This is a genomic window from Bradyrhizobium agreste, from assembly GCF_016031625.1.
GTDB classification, from domain to species: Bacteria; Pseudomonadota; Alphaproteobacteria; order Rhizobiales; family Xanthobacteraceae; genus Bradyrhizobium; species Bradyrhizobium agreste.
Genome location: NZ_JACCHP010000023.1, coordinates 38,838 through 60,663, shown reverse-complemented (window position 1 = coordinate 60,663; position 21,826 = coordinate 38,838). Strand labels below are relative to the sequence as shown.

The 21,826-nt window shown below is 65.5% G+C and carries 17 protein-coding genes; 9 read left to right on the top strand and 8 right to left on the bottom strand.

What is annotated here, in order from left to right; translation table 11 throughout:
• Window positions 1-134: 134 nt before the first annotated feature.
• Together HZZ13_RS28870 and HZZ13_RS28865 are read right to left on the bottom strand one after the other, a co-directional pair.
• Complete coding sequence (locus tag HZZ13_RS28870) at window positions 135-1,409, bottom strand: cytochrome P450 (protein ID WP_197962908.1); 1,275 nt, start codon at window positions 1,407-1,409, stop codon at window positions 135-137.
• Between the two features lie 176 nt (window positions 1,410-1,585).
• Window positions 1,586-2,851, bottom strand: a complete 1,266-nt coding sequence (locus HZZ13_RS28865; RefSeq protein WP_197962907.1) for a cytochrome P450 — start codon at window positions 2,849-2,851, stop codon at window positions 1,586-1,588.
• Window positions 2,852-3,151: 300 nt separating this feature from the next.
• On the opposite strand from HZZ13_RS28865, the gene HZZ13_RS28860 reads away from it, so the two are divergent.
• Window positions 3,152-4,306 (top strand): YjgN family protein, encoded by a 1,155-nt coding sequence (locus HZZ13_RS28860; RefSeq protein WP_376707085.1) that lies wholly within the window; start codon window positions 3,152-3,154, stop codon window positions 4,304-4,306.
• Between the two features lie 3 nt (window positions 4,307-4,309).
• Window positions 4,310-5,419 (top strand): M48 family metallopeptidase, encoded by a 1,110-nt coding sequence (locus HZZ13_RS28855; protein ID WP_197962906.1) that lies wholly within the window; start codon window positions 4,310-4,312, stop codon window positions 5,417-5,419.
• A gap of 119 nt (window positions 5,420-5,538) precedes the next feature.
• Here the strand turns inward: HZZ13_RS28855 and HZZ13_RS28850 are convergent, their stop codons facing one another.
• The 4 genes from HZZ13_RS28850 to HZZ13_RS28835 all read right to left on the bottom strand — a co-directional run bounded on the left by HZZ13_RS28850 (window position 5,539) and on the right by HZZ13_RS28835 (window position 9,098).
• Complete coding sequence (locus HZZ13_RS28850; RefSeq protein WP_197962905.1) at window positions 5,539-5,751, bottom strand: hypothetical protein; 213 nt, start codon at window positions 5,749-5,751, stop codon at window positions 5,539-5,541.
• Between the two features lie 65 nt (window positions 5,752-5,816).
• The gene (gene upp, locus HZZ13_RS28845) at window positions 5,817-6,446 is read right to left on the bottom strand and encodes a uracil phosphoribosyltransferase (RefSeq protein ID WP_197962904.1); all 630 of its coding nucleotides are present in this window, start codon (window positions 6,444-6,446) and stop codon (window positions 5,817-5,819) included.
• Window positions 6,447-6,600: 154 nt separating this feature from the next.
• The gene (locus tag HZZ13_RS28840; protein WP_197962903.1) at window positions 6,601-7,839 is read right to left on the bottom strand and encodes a URC4/urg3 family protein; all 1,239 of its coding nucleotides are present in this window, start codon (window positions 7,837-7,839) and stop codon (window positions 6,601-6,603) included.
• A 5-nt stretch (window positions 7,840-7,844) separates the two neighbouring features.
• Window positions 7,845-9,098: a GTP cyclohydrolase II gene (locus HZZ13_RS28835; protein ID WP_197962902.1), complete on the bottom strand. Its 1,254-nt coding sequence runs from the start codon at window positions 9,096-9,098 to the stop codon at window positions 7,845-7,847.
• A gap of 342 nt (window positions 9,099-9,440) precedes the next feature.
• On the opposite strand from HZZ13_RS28835, the gene HZZ13_RS28830 reads away from it, so the two are divergent.
• Window positions 9,441-10,568, top strand: a complete 1,128-nt coding sequence (locus tag HZZ13_RS28830; RefSeq protein WP_197962901.1) for a threonine synthase — start codon at window positions 9,441-9,443, stop codon at window positions 10,566-10,568.
• 5 nt (window positions 10,569-10,573) lie between these two features.
• On the opposite strand, the gene HZZ13_RS28825 is transcribed toward HZZ13_RS28830, so the two are convergent.
• Entirely contained in the window at window positions 10,574-12,112 is a 1,539-nt protein-coding gene (locus HZZ13_RS28825) for a glycosyltransferase family 39 protein (RefSeq protein WP_246504584.1), read from the bottom strand.
• A gap of 298 nt (window positions 12,113-12,410) precedes the next feature.
• Between HZZ13_RS28825 and HZZ13_RS28820 the strand changes: the two genes are divergently transcribed.
• From HZZ13_RS28820 to HZZ13_RS28805, 4 genes are all read left to right on the top strand, one after another.
• Complete coding sequence (locus HZZ13_RS28820) at window positions 12,411-14,138, top strand: adenylate/guanylate cyclase domain-containing protein (protein ID WP_197962899.1); 1,728 nt, start codon at window positions 12,411-12,413, stop codon at window positions 14,136-14,138.
• 322 nt (window positions 14,139-14,460) lie between these two features.
• The gene (gene sorA, locus HZZ13_RS28815; protein WP_197962898.1) at window positions 14,461-15,660 is read left to right on the top strand and encodes a SorA family sulfite dehydrogenase catalytic subunit; all 1,200 of its coding nucleotides are present in this window, start codon (window positions 14,461-14,463) and stop codon (window positions 15,658-15,660) included.
• 12 nt (window positions 15,661-15,672) lie between these two features.
• Window positions 15,673-15,981 carry a SorB family sulfite dehydrogenase c-type cytochrome subunit gene (gene sorB, locus HZZ13_RS28810; protein ID WP_197962897.1) on the top strand — a complete coding sequence of 103 codons (309 nt, stop codon included), beginning with the start codon at window positions 15,673-15,675 and terminating at the stop codon, window positions 15,979-15,981.
• Window positions 15,982-16,396: 415 nt separating this feature from the next.
• A complete protein-coding gene (locus HZZ13_RS28805) occupies window positions 16,397-16,597 on the top strand; it encodes a cold-shock protein (RefSeq protein ID WP_008563500.1) in 201 nt (66 codons plus the stop codon).
• Window positions 16,598-16,767: 170 nt separating this feature from the next.
• On the opposite strand, the gene HZZ13_RS28800 is transcribed toward HZZ13_RS28805, so the two are convergent.
• Window positions 16,768-17,229, bottom strand: coding sequence for an Lrp/AsnC ligand binding domain-containing protein (locus HZZ13_RS28800; RefSeq protein WP_036009699.1), 462 nt, complete (start codon window positions 17,227-17,229; stop codon window positions 16,768-16,770).
• A gap of 114 nt (window positions 17,230-17,343) precedes the next feature.
• On the opposite strand from HZZ13_RS28800, the gene putA reads away from it, so the two are divergent.
• Together putA and HZZ13_RS28790 are read left to right on the top strand one after the other, a co-directional pair.
• Window positions 17,344-20,355: a bifunctional proline dehydrogenase/L-glutamate gamma-semialdehyde dehydrogenase PutA gene (putA, locus tag HZZ13_RS28795; RefSeq protein WP_197962896.1), complete on the top strand. Its 3,012-nt coding sequence runs from the start codon at window positions 17,344-17,346 to the stop codon at window positions 20,353-20,355.
• A 115-nt stretch (window positions 20,356-20,470) separates the two neighbouring features.
• Window positions 20,471-21,676, top strand: coding sequence for a CaiB/BaiF CoA transferase family protein (locus tag HZZ13_RS28790; protein ID WP_197962895.1), 1,206 nt, complete (start codon window positions 20,471-20,473; stop codon window positions 21,674-21,676).
• Window positions 21,677-21,826 lie beyond the last annotated feature (150 nt).

Here is a 21,826-nt window from a genome sequence, read left to right as displayed (position 1 = left end):
GCTTGCTGGGTCCCGGCTCTGCGCCGCATCGCCATAAGCGCGTTCACGCGCGTCTTCGGCGCGCTATGGCGCTGCGTCGCGTCCGGGACACGTGCGAACAAGATGCCGTCACTCGTAATGACGGAGAAGAGAGCCTACCCCGGAATCCGCACCGGCAGCGTCTCGTATCCCTTGATGAAGCTCGAATAGATCCGCTTGGGCTCGCCGACCACCTCGATCCGGTCGAAGCGCTTCAGCATCTCCTCCCACACGATGCGCAGCTGCAGCTCGGCGAGCCGCATGCCGACGCAGCGGTGGATGCCGAAGCCGAAGGAGAGATGCGTGCGCGGGCGCGGGCGGTCGATGATGAACTCGTCCGGCTTCTCGAACATCTCCTCGTCGCGATTGCCGGAGACGTACCACATCACGACGCGATCGCCCTTCCTGATCTGCTTGCCGCCGATCTCGGTATCGGCGAGCGCGGTGCGACGCATATGCGCTAGCGGCGTCTGCCAGCGGATCACCTCCGGCACCATGGAATCGATCAGCTCAGGGTTGGCGCGCAGCTTGTCGTATTGCTCGGGGTTCTCGTTCAGCGCCAGCACCGAGCCGGTCATGGTGTTGCGCGTAGTGTCGTTGCCGCCGACGATGAGCAGGATGATGTTGCCCATGAGGTTATCGGGGTCCATGTGGCGCGTGGCCTCGTTGTGCGCCATCAGCGACAACAAATCGTTGCGCGGCGCCGAGTTAACACGCTCGTTCCACAGCTTCGACATGTAGGCGTAGCACTCGTCCATCTCGCGGCGGCGTTCTTCGGCGGATGCGACGATGCCGCTCTTGGGCAGCGCGGTGGAGACGTCGGACCAGCGCGTCAGCTTGCGCCGCTCCTCCCAGGGGAAGTCGAACAGGGTGGCCAGCATCTGCGTGGTCAGCTCGATCGAGACGCGCTCGACGAAGTTGAAGGTCTCGTTGCGCGGCAGATTGTCGAGTACGGTCTGCGAGCGCTGGCGGATCAGCTTTGCCAGCTCGTCCAGGTGTGTCGGCGTGAACATCGGCGACACCGTCTTGCGCTGCGCCGAATGCCGGGGCTGGTCCATCGCGATGAAGCTCGGATAGTCGTAGCCTTCCGGCACGTCGCGGATCGAGATGCCGCCGAGCTTGGAGTCCGAGGAGAAGATGCCGTGATTGGTGTCGACATGCATGATGTCGTTGTATTTCACCACCGACCAATACGGCTCGATCGGCGCGTTGGTGCAGTAGTGCACCGGCTCTTCGTTGCGCAGCCGCTCGAACCAGGGCCACAGCGTGTCGTCCTGGAACAGCCTGGGCGCGCCGGGGTGGAATTGCGATAACGGCGTCGCATAGGCCTCCTCACGGGCCCTGCGCATGCGTTCGGCCTTGTCCACTTGAACCGGCGCTTGGATGTTCATCGTCGTGGCTCCAGTTGGCTTCTCACCTCTCCCGCTTGCGGGAGAGGTCGGCGCGTCCCGGGCGATGCGAAGCATCGTCCCGCGCGCCGGGTGAGGGCTTTCTCTTCTTGGGGATTGTCCCGTTGTCGAGACACCCTCTCCCCAACCCTCTCCCGCAAGCGGGAGAGGGAGTTGACTCACGCAGCAATCTTGACCGGCAGCTCTTCCAGCCCTTTGACGAAACTCGAATAGACCCGCCTGGGCTCGCCGACCACGTCAATATGGTCGAACCGCTTGAGAATCTCCTCCCAAATAATCTTGAGCTGAAGCTCGGCAAGCCGGAGGCCGACGCAACGGTGGATGCCGAAGCCGAAGGACAGGTGCGTGCGCGGGCGGGCGCGATCGATGATGAACTCGTAGGGCTTGTCGATCACCTCCTCGTCGCGGTTGCCCGAGACGTACCACATCACGACCTTGTCACCCTTCTTGATCTGCTTGCCGCGGAACTCGAAGTCGGAGAGCGCCGTGCGGCGCATATGCGCCAGCGGCGTCTGCCAGCGGATCACCTCCGGCACGAAGCTGTCGAGCAGATCGGGGTTCTCGCGCAGCTTGCGATATTGCTCCGGATGCTGGCTCAACGCGAGAAGCGAGCCCGACATGGTGTTGCGCGTGGTGTCGTTGCCGCCGACGATCAAGAGAATGAGATTGCCGAGGAAGTTCTTCGCATCCATGTCGCGCGTCGCGGCGCCATGCGCCATCATCGACAGCAGGTCGCTCTTCGGCGGCTGTTCGATGCGCTCCTTCCACAGGCGGGAGAAGTAGGCCGCGCATTCGGCGAGTTCGGCCTGCCGCTCGTCCTCGGTCGCGACCAGGCCATCGGGCCCGGGTATCGTGGTGGCGACGTCCGACCAGCGCGTCAGCTTGCGGCGATCCTCCCAGGGGAAGTCGAACAGCACCGCCAGCATCTGCGTCGTGAGCTCGATCGAGACGCGATCGACCCAGTCGAACACCTCGCCGCGGGGAAGGTTGTCCAGGCACTCGGCCGAGCGCTTGCGGATGTTGATGGCGAGATTGTCCAGGTGCGTCGGCGTGAACATCGGCGCCACGGTCTTGCGCTGGGCGGCATGGCGCGGCGGGTCCATCGCGATGAAGCTTTCGCGGCGCAGATCCGGATCGATGTCGCGGATGGTGATGCCTCCGAGCGCGGAGGCCGAGGAGAACACCGAATGGTTGGTCTCGATCTCCATGATGTCGTTGTAGCGCGTCACCGACCAATACGGCCCGAACATCGAATCCTTGCAATAGTGCACGGGATCCTCGCGGCGCAGCCGGTCGAAATAAGGCCAGAACGTATCGGTCCTGAACAACTCAGGGTCGCCTGGATCGAACTGCTCCAGCGGCAGCGACATGGCGCGCTCGCGCAATGCGTCGAGCTTGGCCGCGCTTTCGATGGTCCCATGCATGACCGTTCTCCCTCGATATGAACCGCGCGTCGTTGAATTCTGCGCTGCGGTATTTGATTTGCAATTACAGCCGGTTGTCGGCGCCGGGGCAAGGGAGAGTTTTGCCACATCCAACCTTCACGAGAGCGTCGAACGGCCGTCACGCCGCCACACGAACGTGACCTCCGACACGCCTCGCGGTGGAGAATCGTGCAAGAACCTCCCTGAAATCGAGGTAAATCGAACCCCGCCATCTTGGGGACCGACCAACCTCTGATCTATAGTTTGACCGGATCAAGACCGCATCCCGAGGTTGCCGCCGTGAACGACATGCAATGGACCCCCATCGGGTCCGAACCCTTACCTCCGCCGCTGCCGGCGACGCGGGTCGATTTCTCCGGCAGCCGCTCCGAGTTCCGCAAAACGGTCACCAAGGGTGCCATGCTCGAGCTCGTCACCTTCGGCTTCTACCGGTTCTGGCTCGTCACCGACATCCGCCGTCACCTGTGGACGCACACCGCGATCGACGGCGATGCGGCCGAATATACCGGTCGGGCCAAGGAGCTCCTGGTCGGCTTCCTATTCGCGCTCGCGATCCTGGTGCCGATCTATCTCGCCTATTTTCTTATCGGCATCGAGTTCGAGCGCTGGCAGGGCTTTGCCTCGACGCCCTTATTCATCGCCTTCTACGCTTTCGGCCAGTTCGCGATTTTTCGCGCGCGGCGCTACCGCCTGACGCGCACGGTCTGGCGCGGCGTCCGCTTCTGGATGGACGGCTCGGGCTGGGCTTACGCGTTTCGCGCCATGCTGTGGGGCTTGCTGGTGTTCCTGACGCTCGGTCTCGCGCTGCCCTGGCGCACAGCTGCGCTCGAACGCTATAAGATGCGGCACACCCATTACGGCGATCTCCGCGGCGATTTCGAAGCCGACGGCTGGACCTTCTTCAAGCGGGGCTGGTGGCTGTGGCTGCTCAGCCCAATCGCGCTCTTCATCTTCCCGCTCGCACCGTTCTTCTATGCCGAGTTCAAGGCGCGCGAATGGCGCTGGTGGCTCGACGGCATCCGCATCGGTGGCGTCAGCCTGTCCTCGAACCTGCCTCATGACGCCTTCTACGGCCTGTACTGGAAAGTGATCGGCTGGTGGATGCTGCTCACAGTCGCGTTCGCGGCCTATATGGGCGGCAGCGCCTTGCTCGTGGTCGCGCTGACCGGCGTTCCGGCCGAGGAGATCTTCGCCGGCGACAATGCGACGAAGAGCATCCCAATGGTGGTGATGATGGTAACAGGCTATTTCGCACTCGCCCTTGCCATCAACATCGTGATGCGCGTCTATCTTCAGCGCGATCTTTGGGCCAAGGTGCTGGAGACCGTCGAGGTGCACAACATCTGGGCCGCGGCGGACGTGCGCGGCAGCGGTCAGCTTGCCGGCGCGCTCGGCGAAGGCTTTGCCGACGGACTCGATGTCGCGGGATTCTGAGCTGTGAGTGACGTGTTTGCCGAGACCCCGGCGCAGCCGGTCAAGCCGACCATCTTCTTCGACGGCGTGTCGAGCCGCAGACGGCAGGTGACGCTGACCCTCGGCGATGCGCTCGAGATCGCCGAGGACGGCGCAACGCCCGTTCGCTGGACCTATGCCGACATTCGTCGCGCCGACGGTCCCCCGGGAACCCTGCGCCTGGCTGCGACGTCCGCACCGCCTCTGGCTCGGCTGGAGATCCGCGATGCGGCGCTCGCCGCGGAGGTGGCCGCCCGCTGCACGCGTCTCGACGAGCACCGGACGACGCGCAGCGGCGTCGCCAAGATCGTGGGCTGGTCGGTTGCCGCCGCCGTCTCCATCGTCTGCGTCGTCCTGTTCGGCGTGCCGCTCGCCGCCGACCGGCTCGCGCCGCTGGTGCCGAAGCCTGTCGAACGGCGCATCGGCGACGCGGCCGAGGTCCAGATGAAGACCATCTTCGGCCGCAGCGTATGCGAAGACCCCGCGGGCAAGGCCGCGTTCGCCAAGCTCGTCAACCGCCTGCGCGATGCGGCCGGCCTCGACGACACCATGACGGCCGGCGTGCTGCCGACCTCGGTGCCGAATGCCTTCGCGCTGCCCGGCGGCAAGGTGTTCGTCCTGAAGGGGCTGCTCGACAAGGCCGAGAGTCCCGACGAGCTTGCCGGCATCCTCGCCCACGAGCTCGGCCATCTCAAGCATCACGACAACATGCGCGGGCTGATCTACAATGGCGGCACCTCATTCCTGATCGGCCTGTTGTTCGGCGACATCACCGGCTCATCGGCCGTGATCTTCGCCTCGCGCAGCCTGGTCGAAGCGTCCTATTCGCGCGAAGCGGAGACCGGCGCCGACACTTTCGCGATCGAGATCATGCATGCGCTCGGCCGTTCGCCGAAGCCTGCTGCCCAATTGATGTTCCGCATCACCGGCAAGGAGGGCGGCTCCGGTCTGTCGAACATTCTCGCCAGCCATCCGCTGACCGAGGACCGCCTCGCACGCATGACGACGGAGGATCGGCCCGCCAGCGGCCCGCCGCTGCTGAGCGATAAGGAGTGGCAGGCCCTGAAGGGCATTTGCGGCAGCGGGAAGGTGTGACGGCCTACCCTAAAGCGCGATGCGAACAGGAAAAATCGTCATCGCGCTTTAGGTTTTTGTTTGAGCATGATCTTTTCGGAAAACCGCTACGCACTCTTTCCGGATCATGCTCTGGCCCGTCACTTTGCCGGCGTAGCGGGCGGATTTGATCCGGTGGTGACGTTCGGCGCCGTGTTCGGATTTGAGGTCGTGGTTTGGGGACCGACCTCGCGTCCATTGTAGAAGAAGACGGCGGCGACCACGGCGATCACGAAGATCGCGCCGATTGCCCAGCCGACCGGGCTGTTGCGGCGCGCTCTGTCGGCCCTGCGGTCGTCATCTTGATAGGTCATCGTGCTCTCCATGTTAGAGCAGGAGAACCTCGCGCGGTCGAAGCTGTTCCTAAAACGCGCAGCACTTACCGCGTCCCATAGGCGCGGTCGCCGGCATCGCCGAGGCCCGGCAGGATGAAGCCGTTCTCGTCGAGACCTTCATCCACCGCGGCCGTCCAGATGTGCACGTCCGGATGCAGGCCGCGCAGGCGCTCGAGACCTTCCGGAGCCGCAATCAGACAGGCGAGGCGAATTTCCCTGGCACCGCGCTCCTTCAGCCGATCGATGGCAGCAACAGTGGTGTTGGCGGTGGCGACCACCGGCGTCACCACGATGGCGAGGCGCTCGCTGAGATCGGAGGGCGATTTGAAGAAGTACTCCACCGCGGCAAAGCTGTGCGGCTGGCGGTAGAGGCCGATATGGGCGACGCGCGCGGTCGGCACGAGGTCCATCATGCCGTCGACGAAGGTGGTGCCGGCGCGCAGCATCGGCACGAACACCAGCTTCTTGCCGGCGATCTTGGCCGAATGCATCGTCGCCAGCGGCGTCTCGATCACGGTGTCGGTGAGCGGCAGGTCGCGCGTCACCTCGTAGCACAAAAGCATGCCGATCTCCTTGATCAGCTCGCGGAACGACTTGGTCGAGATGGACTTGTCGCGCACCAGCGTCAGCTTGTGCTGCACCAGCGGATGATCGACGATCGTGACGCCTTCCATGATCTGCCTTTCTTCCTTCTCCCCTTGTGGGAGGTGGCGCGAAGCGCCGGATGAGGGGTTGTCTCCACGAATTCAGGCGAGAGATGTGTCCGCGGAGACATACCCCTCACCCGCCTCGCGTCGCGAGGCACCCTCTCCCACAAGGGGAGAGGGTTTAGAAAACCGTGCCGTCGCTGATGACCTTGAGCGGCGGCGAGCCGTCGGGACGGCGTGTAAATGCGATGGCGCGGCCGGCCGCCCAGGTGCCGCCTTCGAGGATGCTCGCAAGCGGCAACGTCTCGGGCGTGCGGCCGAGCTTGGCGCGAACCAATTCCGCCAGCCGGTCGAGCAGCGCGACCGTCAGCGCGCGCCACTCCACGACGAGCAGCGAATCCACTTCATGCTCGCGCTCGGCGTCCGCGGCATCGCGCAGGCGCAGCACCTCATGGTCGACGAACAGGCCGCCATTGCGATATTCGGCGAGCCCGGTGAGGCCGTCGATGTCGGTCACTTCGAGGCCGGCGCGCTGGAGCGGTTCGATCAGCGAATAGCTCAGCCATTGCGACAGCTTGTGCAGCGGCACGAGGCCTGCCGTGCCGTCGTCCGCCTTGATCGCAGGATGCCGCCAGCAATCGCCGAGCGGGACGCCCGCGAGCGCGAGCCGCGACGGCCAGATCGGCCCGAGCTGGTTCAGCACCGCGGACAGAATTGCGGGCGCAGCAACAGTGCCGCCGATCGCCTGCGCCGCGATATGATCGAACAGCCCGCCCGGCCGCGGCGTATCGTGCAGGCCGAACACGTCCGCATGCTCGGAGACCTGCCTGCCCAGACGCCGCAGCAGGTCGGTGCGTCCCTCGAGGCCGAGCAGCGGATTGGCGTCGGTCACCTGAAAGGCGGACGTGAGTGAGGCAAGATGCAGTCTTTCAAGCACCTCCGCATCTGCCCTGAACGGTGCACGCGCATCGCGCGAAAACAGCCCGCGCGCGAACATGTCGAGGCTCGCGATCGCGAGCCCTTCGGAGCGGCCGATGGCTTCGCCTGTCACGGCGTCGCGATAGCGCCACGCCGCGCCGGCGCCGGCATCGAGCAGCACGCTGACGATGGCGACGTCGAACTCGGCGCGCGCCCGCGCCGCGCGATCCGGCCAGCACCCAGCATCGGCAAGCCGGGCCCAGCGGTCGACGCCGCCGAGCACGAAGTGCCGCCAGCGCGCATGAAAGGGAATGTCGAGCGTCGGATAGGCTCTACGCGTGACCGCGAGCACGGCCTCCGCGACGCCATCGATGCGGTCGAGATCGACAGTGAAATAAGTGAGCCCGCCGGCGAGGCCGAGCTCGAGCATCTGCCCGGCGCGCGCGCGCACCGCCTTTGCGGTGAGCAGCGCGCGCGCCTGCGATTCCAAAGCGTCGGCCATCGCGATCAGTATTTTTCCAGCGAACGCCCGACGACGTTCACGGACTGCTCCGGCGCGATGTCGGTGGAGTAATAGCCGGCGGCTTTCTTGGCGGCGATCTCGACATGGGCATCGGCCGGAATCAGCTCCAGCGGGATCGGCACGCGCTCGACGATGTCGATGCCTTGCGAGGTCAGCGCGTCGTATTTCATGTCGCTCATCGACAGGAAGCGATCGATGCGCTTGAGGCCGAGCCAGTGGATCGTATCCGGCATCAATTGCTGGAAGCGCGCATCCTGGACGCCGGCCACGCATTCGGTGCGCTCGAAATAGGCGGCGGCCGCATCGCCGTCCTCCTGCCGCTTGCGCGCATTGTAGACCAGGAATTTGGTGACCTCGCCGAGCGCGCGACCCTCTTTCCGGTTGTAGACGACGAGCCCGAGCCCGCCCTCCTGCGCGCCGCGCGCGGATTCCTCGATGCCGTGGATCAGATAGGGCCGGCAGGTGCAGATGTCGGAGCCGAACACGTCGGAGCCGTTGCACTCGTCATGCACGCGGCAGGTGATCCTGGTGCGATGGTCCGGCAGTTTCGTCACATCGCCGAACAGGTACACCGTGGTGCCGCCGATCGGCGGCAGGAACACCTTCATGTCTGGGCGCGTCACCAGCTCCGGGAACATGCCGGCGGTCTGCTCGAACAGCGTGCGCCGCAGCTCGGTCTCGCCGGTGCCGAAGCGCGCGGCGAGGCCCGGCAGATACCACACCGGATCGATCGCGATCTTCACCACCGAGACGCTGCCATTGGCGTGCACGACCTCGCCGTCGGCGCGCAACCGCTTTGCGGCGAGCGCGTCGCGGATCTCCGGCAGGTCGAGTCGCGCCCGCGTCACCGCGATGCTCGGGCGGATGTCCGCGCCCTCGGCGATCTCCTGGCGGAAGTTCTCGGCGACCAGATGCCCCCAGGGATCGAGCGCGACGATCTTGGTGGGATCGCTCCATTGCGGGAACGGGCCGATGGTCGCGGCCGGAAAGGTGTTGGTGAGATCGGGCCTTCGAATCGGATCAAGCGCGCCGGCGGAGACCGCGAGCGCCCGGTACATCGCATAGGACCCGCCATGGCTGCCGATCACGTTGCGGTCCCCGGCGCGCGACACCGTACCGATGACCGGCCCGCGGGCGCGCGCATCAGTGGCGCCCCAATGAATGGGAAAGGCGGCCTTCCGGCCCGGCTCCGGATGGGAGGTCAGGCGGATGTGGTCGGTACGGTTGGCACGGCTCATGTCCAGGCTCCCAAAAAGCCAACGGCCCGCCGCTCGGACGGGCCTGGCTCGCCTGCGACGCCGAACCGGCGGCGCAAGCTCAATCCAACATATTGTAGCGGCCGGCGACGACAGACAAGTTAATCGCGACAGGGCACCGGGGCCGTTCGCGGCCAAATTCCCGTCATCGATAGCCGTCGGGCCTGCCGGCATCGCCCATCACGCTCGCCGCCTTTGCCTGTGAGGCCAGTTTAAGGAATTGAAATAGTTCTATTTTTCGTGTTTTCAAGGAGGTGTTGCTTCGTTTCGTGCGGCGGACTTCAAGTTCGGCGCACCGCGCTGCCCCTGCCCCTGGAGACTGCCATGCCCGCCGCCAGCTACATCGATCCCCGCAACGGAAAGCTCTATCCCCTGGACCAGCCGCGCTGGTGCTCGGACGCGCGCACGCCGCTGCTGGTGATGCCGGGGGCCGGCATTTCGCGCGAGGACGTCGATGTCCGGACGCGGTCGCTCTGGCGCTACCGGGCGGCGCTGCCGGTCGAGATTGCAAAGCCGATCACGCTCGGCGAGGGCTGCACGCCGCTGGTCGAGCAGGACTGGGGTGATCTGCGTCCGCTGTTCAAGCTCGAATGGTTCAACCCGACCGGCAGCTTCAAGGACCGTGGCTCGGCGGTGATGCTGTCGTTCCTGCGGCAGATCGGTATCTCTGCCATTCTGGAGGATTCCTCCGGCAACGGCGGCTCGTCGATGGCGGGGTTGGGTGCGGCCGGCGGCATGCGCGTCAAGATTCTGGCGCCCGCCTCGACCTCGCCGGCGAAGATCGCGCAGGTGCGCGCCTACGGCGCGAGCGTGCAGCTCGTGGAAGGCCCGCGCGAGGAATCCGAAGCCGAGGCCATCCGCCAATCGAGCGAGACCTTCTACGCCAGCCACAATTGGCAGCCGTTCTTCCTCGAAGGCACCAAGTCGCTGGCCTACGAGATCTGGGAAGATCTCGGCTTCCGCGCGCCCGACAATGTCATCGTTCCCGTCGGCGCCGGCAGCAGTCTGCTGGGCTGCGCCTTCGGCTTCCGCGAGCTGTTGAAGGCCGGGCAGATCGCAAAGCTGCCGCGCCTGTTCGCGGCGCAGCCGCTCAATTGCTCGCCGATCGATGCAAGCTTCAAGGCCGGTGTCGATACGCCTGTCGCGCGGGAGGTGAGCAAGACCGTCGCCGAGGGCACCGCCATCAAGACTCCGCTCCGCCTGCGCGAGATCATTGCCGCACTTCGCGAGAGCGGCGGCGGCACCATCGCGCTCAGCGAGGACGAGATCGTCGCCGCGCTGCGCCGCCTCGCACGCCAGGGCCTGTTCGCCGAGCCGACCAGCGCCAGCGCGGCTGCGGCGCTCGACAAGCTCGCCGCAACCGGCGCCATCAAGGCGAACGAGACCACGGTCGCGGTTCTCACCGGCACCGGCCTCAAGGCCGCAACCACCGTCGCCGATCTCGTCCAGTAGACCGCTTACTCTCCCGCTCCAGGCTCATTGAGGGGCCTGGAGGGAAAGCGCAAGCGCCGGCCGGCATCCGCCAACACCTTCCACTGGAACAGCGGCGAGTCCTTTGGCGGCGAGAGCTGGGGGGTCCAGCCGGTGAGCTTTTCGATCGCATAGGTGTCCATCACGACGCCGCGCCAGCGGCGTTCGACCGTGGCGAGTTGCTCGCGCCTCGCCGGAATGTTCTCCCACAGCGATGCGCGGTTGTCCGGCTCGCGCCCGACATAGATGCCGGCATGGCCGTTGATCCGGTCCATGCCGGGGTCGCGGAAATCCTGGAAGCGGCCGCGCTCGTTGATCTCGATCACGGGCACGCGGCCCCGGAACAGCCAGCGCATCATGGCGTAGGTGCGATAATCCGTGGTCGCGATCCAGGTCGCGCCTGTTTCGTCGAGGGCGGCTTGGGCCCGCGCGGCGACTTGCGCGTAGCCGGCCTCGGCGCCGATCGGGTCGATCTTGCCGAGCAGATTCCAGGGCGCGGCAACGTAGTAGAGGAACACGATGATGACGAAGGCGATGCCCGAGACGATCGCTGTCCTGACCCAGAACAGCGAGGTCTCCAGCATCCGGGCGGACCATCCCTCTTTCCTCATCGTGACGAGGTTGACCGCGGTGGCGGCAAAACCGACCGGCCACATGAACATCGGCCAGGTGTCGCCGACGCGAAGCGTCAGCGACTTGAAGAAGAAGTAGACGAACGGCACCAGCACTGCCGTCGACAAAAGGATCGCGACCGGCTCGCGCGTGCGATAGCCGCGCCATGCCGTCAGCACCAGGCCCGTCAGCACCACCGGCAGCATGACGAAGCCGACCAGGCCGAATTGCAGGCCGATGTAGTCGCCGATCGTACGCAGCGAGATGCCGTAATTGGCGGTGGCGCGCACGCCCTGGAAGCGGAACGAGGCCCAGTCGTGCTGCGCATTCCAGATCAGCACCGGCGAGAACGCGGCGATCGCGACCAGGACGGCGAGATAAGGGTAAGGACTGCGCAGCCAGCGCCAGCGCCAATCCGGCACCAGCAGAAAGGCGGCAACCGCCGGCGCGAACATGATCGCGGTGAATTTCGCCAGCATCGCGAGGCCCGCGAACAGGCCGGCCGCCAGCCACCAGCGGCCGTCGCCGCTTTGCGCGAGCCGCACCAAGGACCACATCATCGCCATTGCGAACGGGATCATGGCGACATCGGGCGCGACCTTGGCCATCAACAGGCCGTAATACAGCGCGGCCTCCGGCATCAGCACCGCGAACACGATCGCGCGCGCATCATGGGTGAGGCGGCGGACGATGTCGGCGAGCAATAGCTGCGTCACCAGCATCGCGACGATACCGCCGAAGCGAACGCCGAGATTGGTGTCGCCGAAGATCGCGGTTCCGAAGCGGATCAGCCAGGCGATGCCGGGCGGATGATCGAGGAAGCTGAGCGCGGCCTCCTTGGACCAGGTCCAGTAATAGGCTTCGTCGGTGCGCAGCTCGATGGCCGAGGCGTAGACGATGCGGAGCAGCGTCATCGCGGCGATGATCGCTGCGGCAATCAGGATGAGACGGCGTTCGGCGCCGTCCGGCTTCGCAGAGATGTCGGGAGCGATCGTCACGGCCGCGCTTTTCCCCGACTTGGAAGGGGGAGTCAATGTGGGCCAAGCTCTCTCCCGCGCCGTCCCGGACAAGCGCGCCCTGAAGGCGCGCGCCGATCCGGGATGACGACGGGGTGTGAGGCGGCTTCCCAGGCGTGTGACCTCACAACCTGTCCACATCAGGAATTAAACGTTACGCTGGCTGTTCTCTTTCATGAACTGATACAATCCAACCATGGCCACCGCTCCCAGACAGATGTCAGTCGTCCGCGCCGCCGGCGTGCGGCAGGTGCGACTCGTTTGCGGCATCATCCTGTTCGCCTATGTGGTCAGTCATTTCCTCAACCACGCGCTCGGCAACATCTCGGTCGATGCCATGGAGACCGGGGTCTACTATCACACCCTGTTCTGGCAGTTCCTCCCGGTCGCGATCGTGTTCTACACGGCCGCACTCACCCATATGGGCCTCGGGCTCTACGCGCTGTATCAGCGCCGGCAGTTCCGCTGGCGAACGATCGAGCCGCTCCAGCTCGTGCTCGGCCTCAGCATACCCGTCCTCGTCATGGGCCACGTCATCGGCGTGCGGCTCGGACAGACGCTGTACGGACACCAGAAGCTCTATCCGCAGGAGCTCTATTTGTTCTTCGTCGCGACGCCGGGCCGGCTCTGGCAGATGACGATCCTGCTGCTCATTGCCTGGGTGCACGGCTGCATCGGCGTCTATTTCTGGCTTCGGCTGAAGCCGTTCTTCACGCGCGCGGCGCCCTATCTGCTCGCGGCCGCCGTGCTGATCCCGACGCTCTCGTTGCTCGGCATCTACCAGGGCGGCCGCAGCGTCGCCGCCGACAGTGACGACGGCGAATGGCGTACGCACAATCTCACCCGCCGCCAGGTCGGAACGGTTGCGGAAGGCAACACGCTCGACCGCATCGCGGGCGGTCTCACCATCGGCTATTTCGGACTGCTCGGACTGGTGCTGGCGGCGCGCGGCGCGCGTGCCTTGCGCGAACGGCGCGGCGGCATGATCGCGCTGTCCTACGGCAACGGCAAGACGGTGCGGGTCCCCAAGGGCCTGTCCGTGCTGGAGGCGAGCCTGCGCCATAACGTGCCGCATGCCAGCGTCTGTGGCGGCCGCGCCCGCTGCTCGACCTGCCGCATCCGCATCATCGGCGATCATGGCGCCTTGCCCACGCCGTCGCAGCGCGAGGCTTTCGTGCTCCACCGCGTCGGCACCGCCGATCCGTCGATCCGACTGGCCTGTCAGCTGCGCCCGACGTCGGACCTCTCCTTCTTCCAGCTCTTCACACCTCACACGCATGGAGCGGACGGGGCCACGACATCGGCCAGCATCGGCCAGGAGCGCTATCTCGTCAGCCTGTTCGTGGACATGCGCGGCTCGACGCAGCTGGCCGAGAAGCGCCTGCCGTTCGACACCGTCTTCATCGTCAACCGCTTCCTCGGCGCGGTGTCGCAGGCGGTGATCGAGAACGGCGGCCAGCCGAACCAGTTTGTCGGCGATGGCATGCTGGCGCTGTTCGGTCTCGCGGCCGACCCGCAAACCGCCTGCCGGCAGGCGATGAAGGCAGCCGCGGGAATTGCCACGCATATCGACGAGCTCAACGAACTCCTGAGCCACGATCTGCGCCAGCCGATCCGCTTCGGCATCGGCATCCACGGCGGCGAGGTGATCATCGGCGACATCGGCTATCGCGATCACATCGTCTTCACCGCGCTCGGCGATGCCGTCAACGTCGCGGCCCGTCTGCAGGACATGACCAAGACGCTGGCCTGCGAGGCGATCGTCTCGGAAGAAGTCCACCGTACCGCTGATATTGCCGAGGACGCCCTGCCGCAGCAGGAGGTCGCCATCCGCGGCCGCGACGAGCCGCTCGCGGTGCGCGTGGTGGCGAATGCGAGGGAGCTGGCGGGGCTGGTCGATCGCAGCGAGCGGGTGGCGGCGTGATGATCGAGCGGCAAGCTCGATGCGCTCCCTCCCCCGCTTGCGGGCGAGGGCTGGGGAGAGGGTGTTTCCGCAACGGGACAATCCCAGCGGAGAAAGCCCTCACCCGGCGCGCGCCGACCTCTCCCGCAAGCGGGAGAGGTCGAGCGCACGCTACCGTTACTACTCTAGTCCCCTCATCGCCACGTAACACCGGCCTGCTGCAACGCAGCGGCATGGGCTTGCTGCGAAAGCACGAATTGACTTCGTTCAAATCGTTACGACAGATGTGCGCAGGTCCGTGGTGATGACCGCGGCCGGAAGAAAAGCTCCGGGAGGAGACCACATGTTCGATCGACGCGACCTGCTCAAGGGAGCAGGCCTTGCCGCCATGGCGGCCACACTGAATTCCACCAAGGCGCTGGCCCTCGAGACCGTGACCCTGCCCTTCGCCAATGGCGAACGGCCGCTGGTGAAGTATCCGCAGAAGCGGCCGATGATCGGCCTGACCAGCCGGCCGCCGCAGCTCGAGACGCCATTTGCGGTGTTCAACGACGGCCCGATCACGCCGAACAACGCGTTCTTTGTGCGCTACCACCTCTCCGACCTGCCCTACAATCTCGACCCCGACAAGTTCACGCTGGAGGTCAAGGGCAAGGTCGACAAGCCGCTGAAATTGTCGCTGAAGGACATCCGCAAAATGAAGCCGACGGAGATCGTCGCCGTCGCGCAATGCTCCGGCAACAGTCGCGGCTTCTTCGAGCCGCGCGTCGCCGGCGGGCAGCTCGCCAACGGTGCGATGGGTTGCGCGCGCTGGCGCGGCGTGCCGCTGAAGAGCGTGCTCGAGATGGCCGGCGTGCAAAGCGGCGCCAAGCAGGTCACCTTCAACGGCATGGATGGGCCCGTCAACGACAAGACGCCGGATTTCATCAAGGCCCTCGACATCGATCACGCCAGCGACGGCGAGGTGATGCTGGCCTATGGCATGAACGGCGAGGACCTGCCGTTCCTCAATGGCTTCCCGCTGCGTCTGATCGTGCCCGGCTATTACGGCACCTACTGGGTCAAGCACCTCAACGAGATCACCGTCATCGACAACGTCTATGACGGCTTCTGGATGAAGTCGGCCTATCGCATCCCCGACACGCCGAACAACGCGGTCGAGCCGGGCACCGCGCCGAAGGCGACGATCCCGATCAACCGCTTCACCATCCGCTCCTTCATCACCAGCATCCCTGATGGCGCCAAGCTGAAGGCGGGAGCCGTGACCCTGCGCGGCATCGCGTTCGATGGCGGCAAAGGCATCAAGGAGGTCGAAGTCTCCACCGACGGCGGCAAGACCTGGGTCGGCGCCAAGCTCGGCAAGGACCTCGGCAAGTACGCCTTCCGCGAATGGAAGCTGCCGGTGAAGCTCGCGGCCGGCAGCCACGAGCTCAAGGTCCGCGCCACCGGCAATGGCGGCGAGACCCAGCCGGACGCGCCGCGCTGGAATCCGGCGGGCTATTTACGCAACGTCGTCGAAACCGTCCGCGTCAACGTGGCCTGAAGGAGACTGATCATGCAGCGCATTGCTCTCCTCGCCATCACACTCGCCGTCGCCGCATTGATGGGTTCGTCGCTTGCAGCGCCGGTGAATTACAAGACCCCCGATGAGGTCGCCGCCTTCAAGCCCGGTCCCAACCTCGAGGTCGTGCAGGGCAATTGCAGCGCCTGCCATTCGTCCGACTACGTCGCCACGCAGCCGCCGATGAAGGACAAGAGGGCGTTCTGGCAGGCCGAGGTGACCAAGATGATCAAGGTCTATGGCGCACCGATCGACGATGCCGATGTCGGCAAGATCGTCGATTATCTGGCTGCGACTTATTGAGGGCACGCGCGCACTTACCCTCCCCTGGAGGGGGAGGGTCGCTACGTATGGAGCGCAGCGCAATGCGTAGCGGGGTGGGGTGACGGTCTCTCCACATCCGACACTGCCGGTGCGGAGAGATCACCCCACCCCGCTCGCGCTGCGCGCGATCGACCCTCCCCCTCCAGGGGAGGGTAAGAACGAGCTCGCTGCTCGATCTTTTCTCTGCGGTAGATCCGTCGCGCTCCTGCCATTTGACCGCGAAACGGGCAAAACCGGCAAAAACGCCGCGAAGTTGAGCGGAATTCGGCGAAATGGCGATGTGGTTTGAGCTACCAAGCCTGCCACATTCCGCGTATCCTGTTAGGACCGAACCGGCCGGTTGGCGGGGACTGGCGGTTCGAGATCTCGGAGGAAGACCCGCGGAGAAGTCGTGATGGCTAAAGGTACGGTCAAGTGGTTCAACCCGACGAAGGGTTATGGATTTATCCAGCCTGCGTCGGGTGGCAAGGATGTGTTCGTGCATATCTCGGCAGTGCAGAAGGCCGGTCTGTCGACCCTCAACGAGGGACAGACGGTGGAATACGAAGAGATCGCAAACCGGGGCAAGACCTCCGCGGAGAACCTCAAAGTATAAGCCCGCGCAGCCTTTGCTGCCTCCCGGATTAGTCCGGGAGCGGGCCAAGAAAATTTAAGAAGACGGCCGGTGCATTCGACGACAGGCGTTGCGATTGCACAAGGATAGCTATTTTTTCCTGCGAAGACCGCTCATCGAACCACAGCAATGACAATCGCGACTGCACTTCGCTAACCCACCGGCAGCGGTGCGTCGCGCTTGATCTCCTCCATCACCGCATAGGTCCGCGTCTCGCGCACGCCCGGCATCGACAGCAGGGTCTCGCCGAGAAAGCGTCGATAGGCGGTCATGTCTGCCAGCCGCGCCTTCACGAGATAGTCGAAGCCGCCGGCAACCATGTGACACTCCAGCACTTCAGGTGCGAGCCTCACGGCCCGCGCGAACCGCTCGAAATTGTCGGGCGTGGTCTTGTCGAGCAGCACCTCGACGAACACCAGGAGTCCAAGGCCGAGCCGGTGCGGGTTGAGCCGCGCGCCATAGCCTTCGACGAAGCCCTCCCGCTGCAAGCGCTTCAGCCGCTCGCCGATCGAGGTCGGCGACAGCCCGATGCGCTCGGCGAGCTCGACATTGGCGATACGCCCATCCTCCTGCAGGATCGAGAGGATTTTCCGGTCTGTTCGATCGAGTTCCATATCTTATGTGGCAAAATGGCTAGTGCTCTTCATTTTCTAAGGCAAAGAAGCTAGATTGTCTATCGAACTACGGTAACGCGGGCCTTATCCTGGATTTCAGCCACAGGACACGCCATGCCGAACATCCCGCCGCCCTTCTCCGCGCCTTATGCTCCCGATGACGCCGAGATCGCCGCAAAGCTTTTGCCGGCCTCGCATCTCGCCCCGCCACGGGAGGCCCAGATCGACCGCACCGCGACGCGGCTGATCGAGGCGATCCGCAAGCGCGACGACCGGCTTGCAGGTAATCTTGGCGGGGTCGAGGACATGCTGCGGGAGTTCGCGCTCTCGACCAAGGAAGGGCTGGCGCTGATGATCCTGGCGGAAGCGCTGCTGCGCGTGCCGGACGCACGCACCGCCGACCAGTTCATCGAGGACAAGCTCGGCGAAGGCGACTTCATCCATCACGAGACCAAGTCCACGGCGTTCCTGGTCAACGCCTCGGCCTGGGCGCTCGGCCTGTCGGCACGGGTGATCCAGCCCGGCGAGACGCCTGACGGCACCATCGGCCGTCTGGTGAAGCGGCTGGGGGCGCCTGCCGTGCGCACCGCGACGCGCCAGGCGATGCGGCTGATGGGCAATCATTTCGTGCTGGGGGAGACCATCGAGCAGGCGCTGGAGCGCGGCCGGCCCCGCTCCGGCCAGAAGCATCGCTACTCCTTCGACATGCTCGGCGAGGGTGCGCGCACGGCGGCGGACGCGAAGCGCTATTTCGATGCCTATGCCAGCGCCATTGAGATGATCGGCAAGGCGGCAGGCCGCCATCCCCTGCCCGACCGGCCCGGCATCTCCGTCAAGCTCTCGGCGCTGCATCCGCGCTTCGAGGCGATCAGCCGCGAACGCGTGATGCGCGAACTGGTGCCGCTGCTGCTCGATCTGGCGCAACGCGCCAAGGCGCATGACCTCAACTTCACCGTCGATGCCGAGGAAGCCGACCGGCTGGAGCTGTCGCTCGACGTGATCGCGGCGACGCTCGCCGATCCCTCGCTTCAGGGATGGGACGGATTTGGCCTCGCGATCCAGGCCTATCAGAAGCGCGCCAGCGCGGTGATCGATTATGTCGATGCGCTCGCCCGCGCGCATGACCGCAAGCTGATGGTGCGCCTCGTCAAGGGCGCCTATTGGGACACCGAGATCAAGCGCGCGCAGGAGCGCGGGCTCGACGGCTATCCCGTGTTCACGCGCAAGGCGATGAGCGATCTGAACTTCGTCGCCTGCGCGACGAAGTTGCTGGCCTTGCGGCCGCGCATTTTCCCGCAATTCGCCACCCACAACGCACTGACGGTCGCGACGGTTCTGGAGCTCGCACAAGATGGCGGTGGCTTCGAGTTCCAGCGCCTGCACGGCATGGGCGAAGCCCTCTACGAGCAACTCGCAAAGGATCGTCCCGACATCGCCTACCGCACCTATGCGCCGGTCGGCAGTCATCGCGACCTGCTCGCCTATCTGGTGCGGCGGCTGTTGGAGAACGGCGCCAACTCCTCGTTCGTGGCGCAGGCCGCCGATTATCGCGTGCCGGTTTCGGCGCTGCTGCAGCGTCCCGCCGATGCCATCGGCCGGCCGCAACAGGCACCCCACGCCAAAATACCGTTGCCGGCAGATCTGTTTGCGCCGGAGCGGCGCAATTCGCGCGGCGTCGAATTCGGTGAGCGTGCCGCACTCGACCGGCTGCTGACGGACGTCAGGGGCGAGGCGGTCGATCTCAAACCTGTCGCTGATGCCACGCCGGATCAGGCCAACGCGGCGGTGACGGCAGCGCGCGCCGGCTTTGCCAGCTGGAGCCGGACGCCGGCGGGCACGCGCGCGGCGGCGCTGGAGCAGGCCGCGCATCTCCTGGAAAGCCGCGGCGCCCGTTTCATCGCGCTGTTGCAAGCCGAGGGCGGCAAGACGCTGGACGATGCGCTGTCCGAGCTGCGCGAAGCCGCCGACTTCTGCCGCTACTATGCCGCGCAGGGCCGCAAGCTGTTCGGCGTTGATGTCGCTATGCCGGGGCCGACCGGCGAGAGCAACGCGCTTAGCCTTCGCGGCCGCGGCGTGTTCGTCGCGATCTCGCCGTGGAATTTTCCGCTGGCGATCTTCCTTGGCCAGGTGACCGCGGCGCTGATGGTCGGAAACAGCGTGGTGGCAAAACCCGCCGAGCAGACGCCGCGCATCGCACGCGAGGCCGTCGCCCTGCTGCACGAGGCCGGCATCCCCACAAACGCGCTGCATCTCGTCACCGGCGACGGTCGTATCGGCGCGGTCCTCACCGCGCATCCTGATGTCGCCGGAATCGTCTTCACCGGCTCGACCGAGGTCGCGCGCCAGATCAACCGGACGCTCGCGGCCAAGGACGGGCCGATCGTGCCGCTGATCGCGGAGACCGGCGGCATCAACGCCATGATCGCGGATGCGACCGCGCTGCCCGAGCAGGTCGCCGACGATGTCGTGACCTCCGCGTTCCGTTCCGCCGGCCAGCGCTGCTCGGCGCTGCGGCTGTTGTTCGTGCAGGAGGATGTCGCCGACCGCATGATCGAGATGATCGCGGGCGCCGCGCGCGAACTCAGGATTGGAGATCCCGGAGATGTTGCGACCCACGTCGGGCCGGTGATCGACCTCGACGCCAAGCAACGCCTCGATGCGCATATCGCGCGGATGAAGCGCGAGGCGCGGCTGCACTTTGCAGGCGCCGCGCCGGATGGCTGCTTCGTCGCGCCGCATATCTTCGAGCTCAAGGAGGCCGGTCAGCTCACCGAGGAGGTGTTCGGCCCGATCCTGCATGTCGTGCGCTATCGCGCGGAGAACCTCGAACGTGTGTTGGAATCGATCGCGCGCACCGGCTACGGGCTGACCCTCGGCATCCATTCGCGCATCGACGACACGATCGAGGCGATCATCGACCGCGTCCAGGTCGGCAACATCTACGTCAATCGCAACATGATCGGCGCCGTGGTCGGCGTGCAGCCATTCGGCGGCAGCGGCCTGTCCGGAACCGGCCCCAAGGCCGGCGGCCCGCACTACCTCGCGCGCTTCGCCACCGAGCAGACCGTGACGATCAACACCGCGGCTGCCGGCGGCAATGCCGCGTTGCTTGCGGGGGAGGAGTGAGGCCCTGCGCCAGGCGCCGTTGCATCCCGGCAAAACATCGGTCTAATGCTCCCATCACCGGCCCGCGCCAATTCCAGCGCGCGGGAAACGACTGAAGCGAGGGAGCGACGCCGCGATGGAGAAGGGCATTTTTGCGGGCCTGAAGGTTCTGGACTGCGCGAGCTTCATTGCAGCGCCCGCGGCCGCGACCGTGCTGTCGGATTTCGGTGCCGACGTCATCAAGATCGAGCCGCCGGGCGCTGGCGATCCCTATCGCAACCTGCCGAACCTGCCAGGCTATCCCTCAGGCGAGCACAATTTCGCCTGGCTGCTGGAGGCGCGCAACAAGAAGAGCATCGCGCTCGACTTGTCCAAGCCGGAAGCGCAGGCCGTGCTCTACAGACTGGTGGCGGAGGCCGACGTCTTCATCACCAACATGCCGCCGCCGGTGCGCGCCAAGCTCGGCATCACCTATGACCACCTCGCCCACCTCAACGACCGGCTGATCTATGCCTCCTTCACCGGCTATGGCGAGAAGGGCGAGGAGGCCAACAAGCCCGGCTTCGACAGCAATGCCTATTGGGCGCGCTCCGGCCTGATGGATCTCGTCCGCGCCGACACCGACACCACGCCGGCGCGCTCGGTCGCGGGCATGGGCGACCATCCCTGCGCCATGGCGTTCTACGGCGCCATCGTCACCGCGCTGTATCAGCGTGAGAAGACCGGCAAGGGCTCGCATGTCGCCTCCAACCTGATGGCAAACGGGGTGTGGGCGGCGAGCGTGCTGGCGCAGGCGAAACTCTGCGGCTCCAAGTTCGGCGAGCGGCGCCCGCGCGAGCGCGCGCTGAACGCCGTCGCCAATCATTATCAGTGCAAGGACGGCCGCTGGCTGATCCTGTCGCTGCTCAACGAGGAGAAGCAGTTTCCGACGCTCGCCAAATGCCTGGGCCGGGAGGATCTGATCAACGACCCCCGCTTCGTCACCAAGGCCGACCGCCACGCCCGCTCGGTCGAGCTGATCAAGATCTTGGACGAGACCTTCGCCACGAAAGATCTCGCTGAATGGCGCAAAATCCTCGACGGCAATGGCCTTGTGTTCGGCGTCGTCGCCATCCTGGACGACATCCCCAACGACAAGCAGATGCTCGACAACGACGTGCTGGTGCCGTTTGAGAACGACACCATGCTCACCATCAACAGCCCGATCTGGATCGACGGCGCCAGGAAGGTGCAGCCGCGCAAGCCGCCGGCCGTCGGCGAGCACAGTGACGAGATTTTACGCGGGGCGGGATATGACGAGGCGGCGATCATGGCCCTGAGGTCGTCGGGGGCGGTGGGGTAGCCCCGTCGTCTCCACAAACTCCGTCATTGCGAGCGCAGCGAAGCAATCCAGAGTATCTCCGCGGATGCATTGCTGGATTGCTTCGCTGCGCTCGCAATGACGATGCCGGACTACCTAGCTATAACAATCGGCAACACACCGATGCCGCGA

Excerpts from the sequence above, each read along its gene's own strand:
- HZZ13_RS28870 (WP_197962908.1), bottom strand. The coding sequence starts at position 1,409 with ATGAACATCCAAGCGCCGGTTCAAGTGGACAAGGCCGAACGCATGCGC.
- HZZ13_RS28865 (WP_197962907.1), bottom strand. The coding sequence starts at position 2,851 with ATGCATGGGACCATCGAAAGCGCGGCCAAGCTCGACGCATTGCGCGAG.
- HZZ13_RS28850 (WP_197962905.1), bottom strand. The coding sequence starts at position 5,751 with ATGACCTATCAAGATGACGACCGCAGGGCCGACAGAGCGCGCCGCAAC.
- upp (WP_197962904.1), bottom strand. The coding sequence starts at position 6,446 with ATGGAAGGCGTCACGATCGTCGATCATCCGCTGGTGCAGCACAAGCTG.
- HZZ13_RS28840 (WP_197962903.1), bottom strand. The coding sequence starts at position 7,839 with ATGGCCGACGCTTTGGAATCGCAGGCGCGCGCGCTGCTCACCGCAAAG.
- HZZ13_RS28835 (WP_197962902.1), bottom strand. The coding sequence starts at position 9,098 with ATGAGCCGTGCCAACCGTACCGACCACATCCGCCTGACCTCCCATCCG.
- HZZ13_RS28830 (WP_197962901.1), top strand. The coding sequence starts at position 9,441 with ATGCCCGCCGCCAGCTACATCGATCCCCGCAACGGAAAGCTCTATCCC.
- HZZ13_RS28825 (WP_246504584.1), bottom strand. The coding sequence starts at position 12,112 with ATGACGCTGCTCCGCATCGTCTACGCCTCGGCCATCGAGCTGCGCACC.
- HZZ13_RS28820 (WP_197962899.1), top strand. The coding sequence starts at position 12,411 with ATGGCCACCGCTCCCAGACAGATGTCAGTCGTCCGCGCCGCCGGCGTG.
- sorA (WP_197962898.1), top strand. The coding sequence starts at position 14,461 with ATGTTCGATCGACGCGACCTGCTCAAGGGAGCAGGCCTTGCCGCCATG.
- sorB (WP_197962897.1), top strand. The coding sequence starts at position 15,673 with ATGCAGCGCATTGCTCTCCTCGCCATCACACTCGCCGTCGCCGCATTG.
- HZZ13_RS28805 (WP_008563500.1), top strand. The coding sequence starts at position 16,397 with ATGGCTAAAGGTACGGTCAAGTGGTTCAACCCGACGAAGGGTTATGGA.
- HZZ13_RS28800 (WP_036009699.1), bottom strand. The coding sequence starts at position 17,229 with ATGGAACTCGATCGAACAGACCGGAAAATCCTCTCGATCCTGCAGGAG.
- putA (WP_197962896.1), top strand. The coding sequence starts at position 17,344 with ATGCCGAACATCCCGCCGCCCTTCTCCGCGCCTTATGCTCCCGATGAC.
- HZZ13_RS28790 (WP_197962895.1), top strand. The coding sequence starts at position 20,471 with ATGGAGAAGGGCATTTTTGCGGGCCTGAAGGTTCTGGACTGCGCGAGC.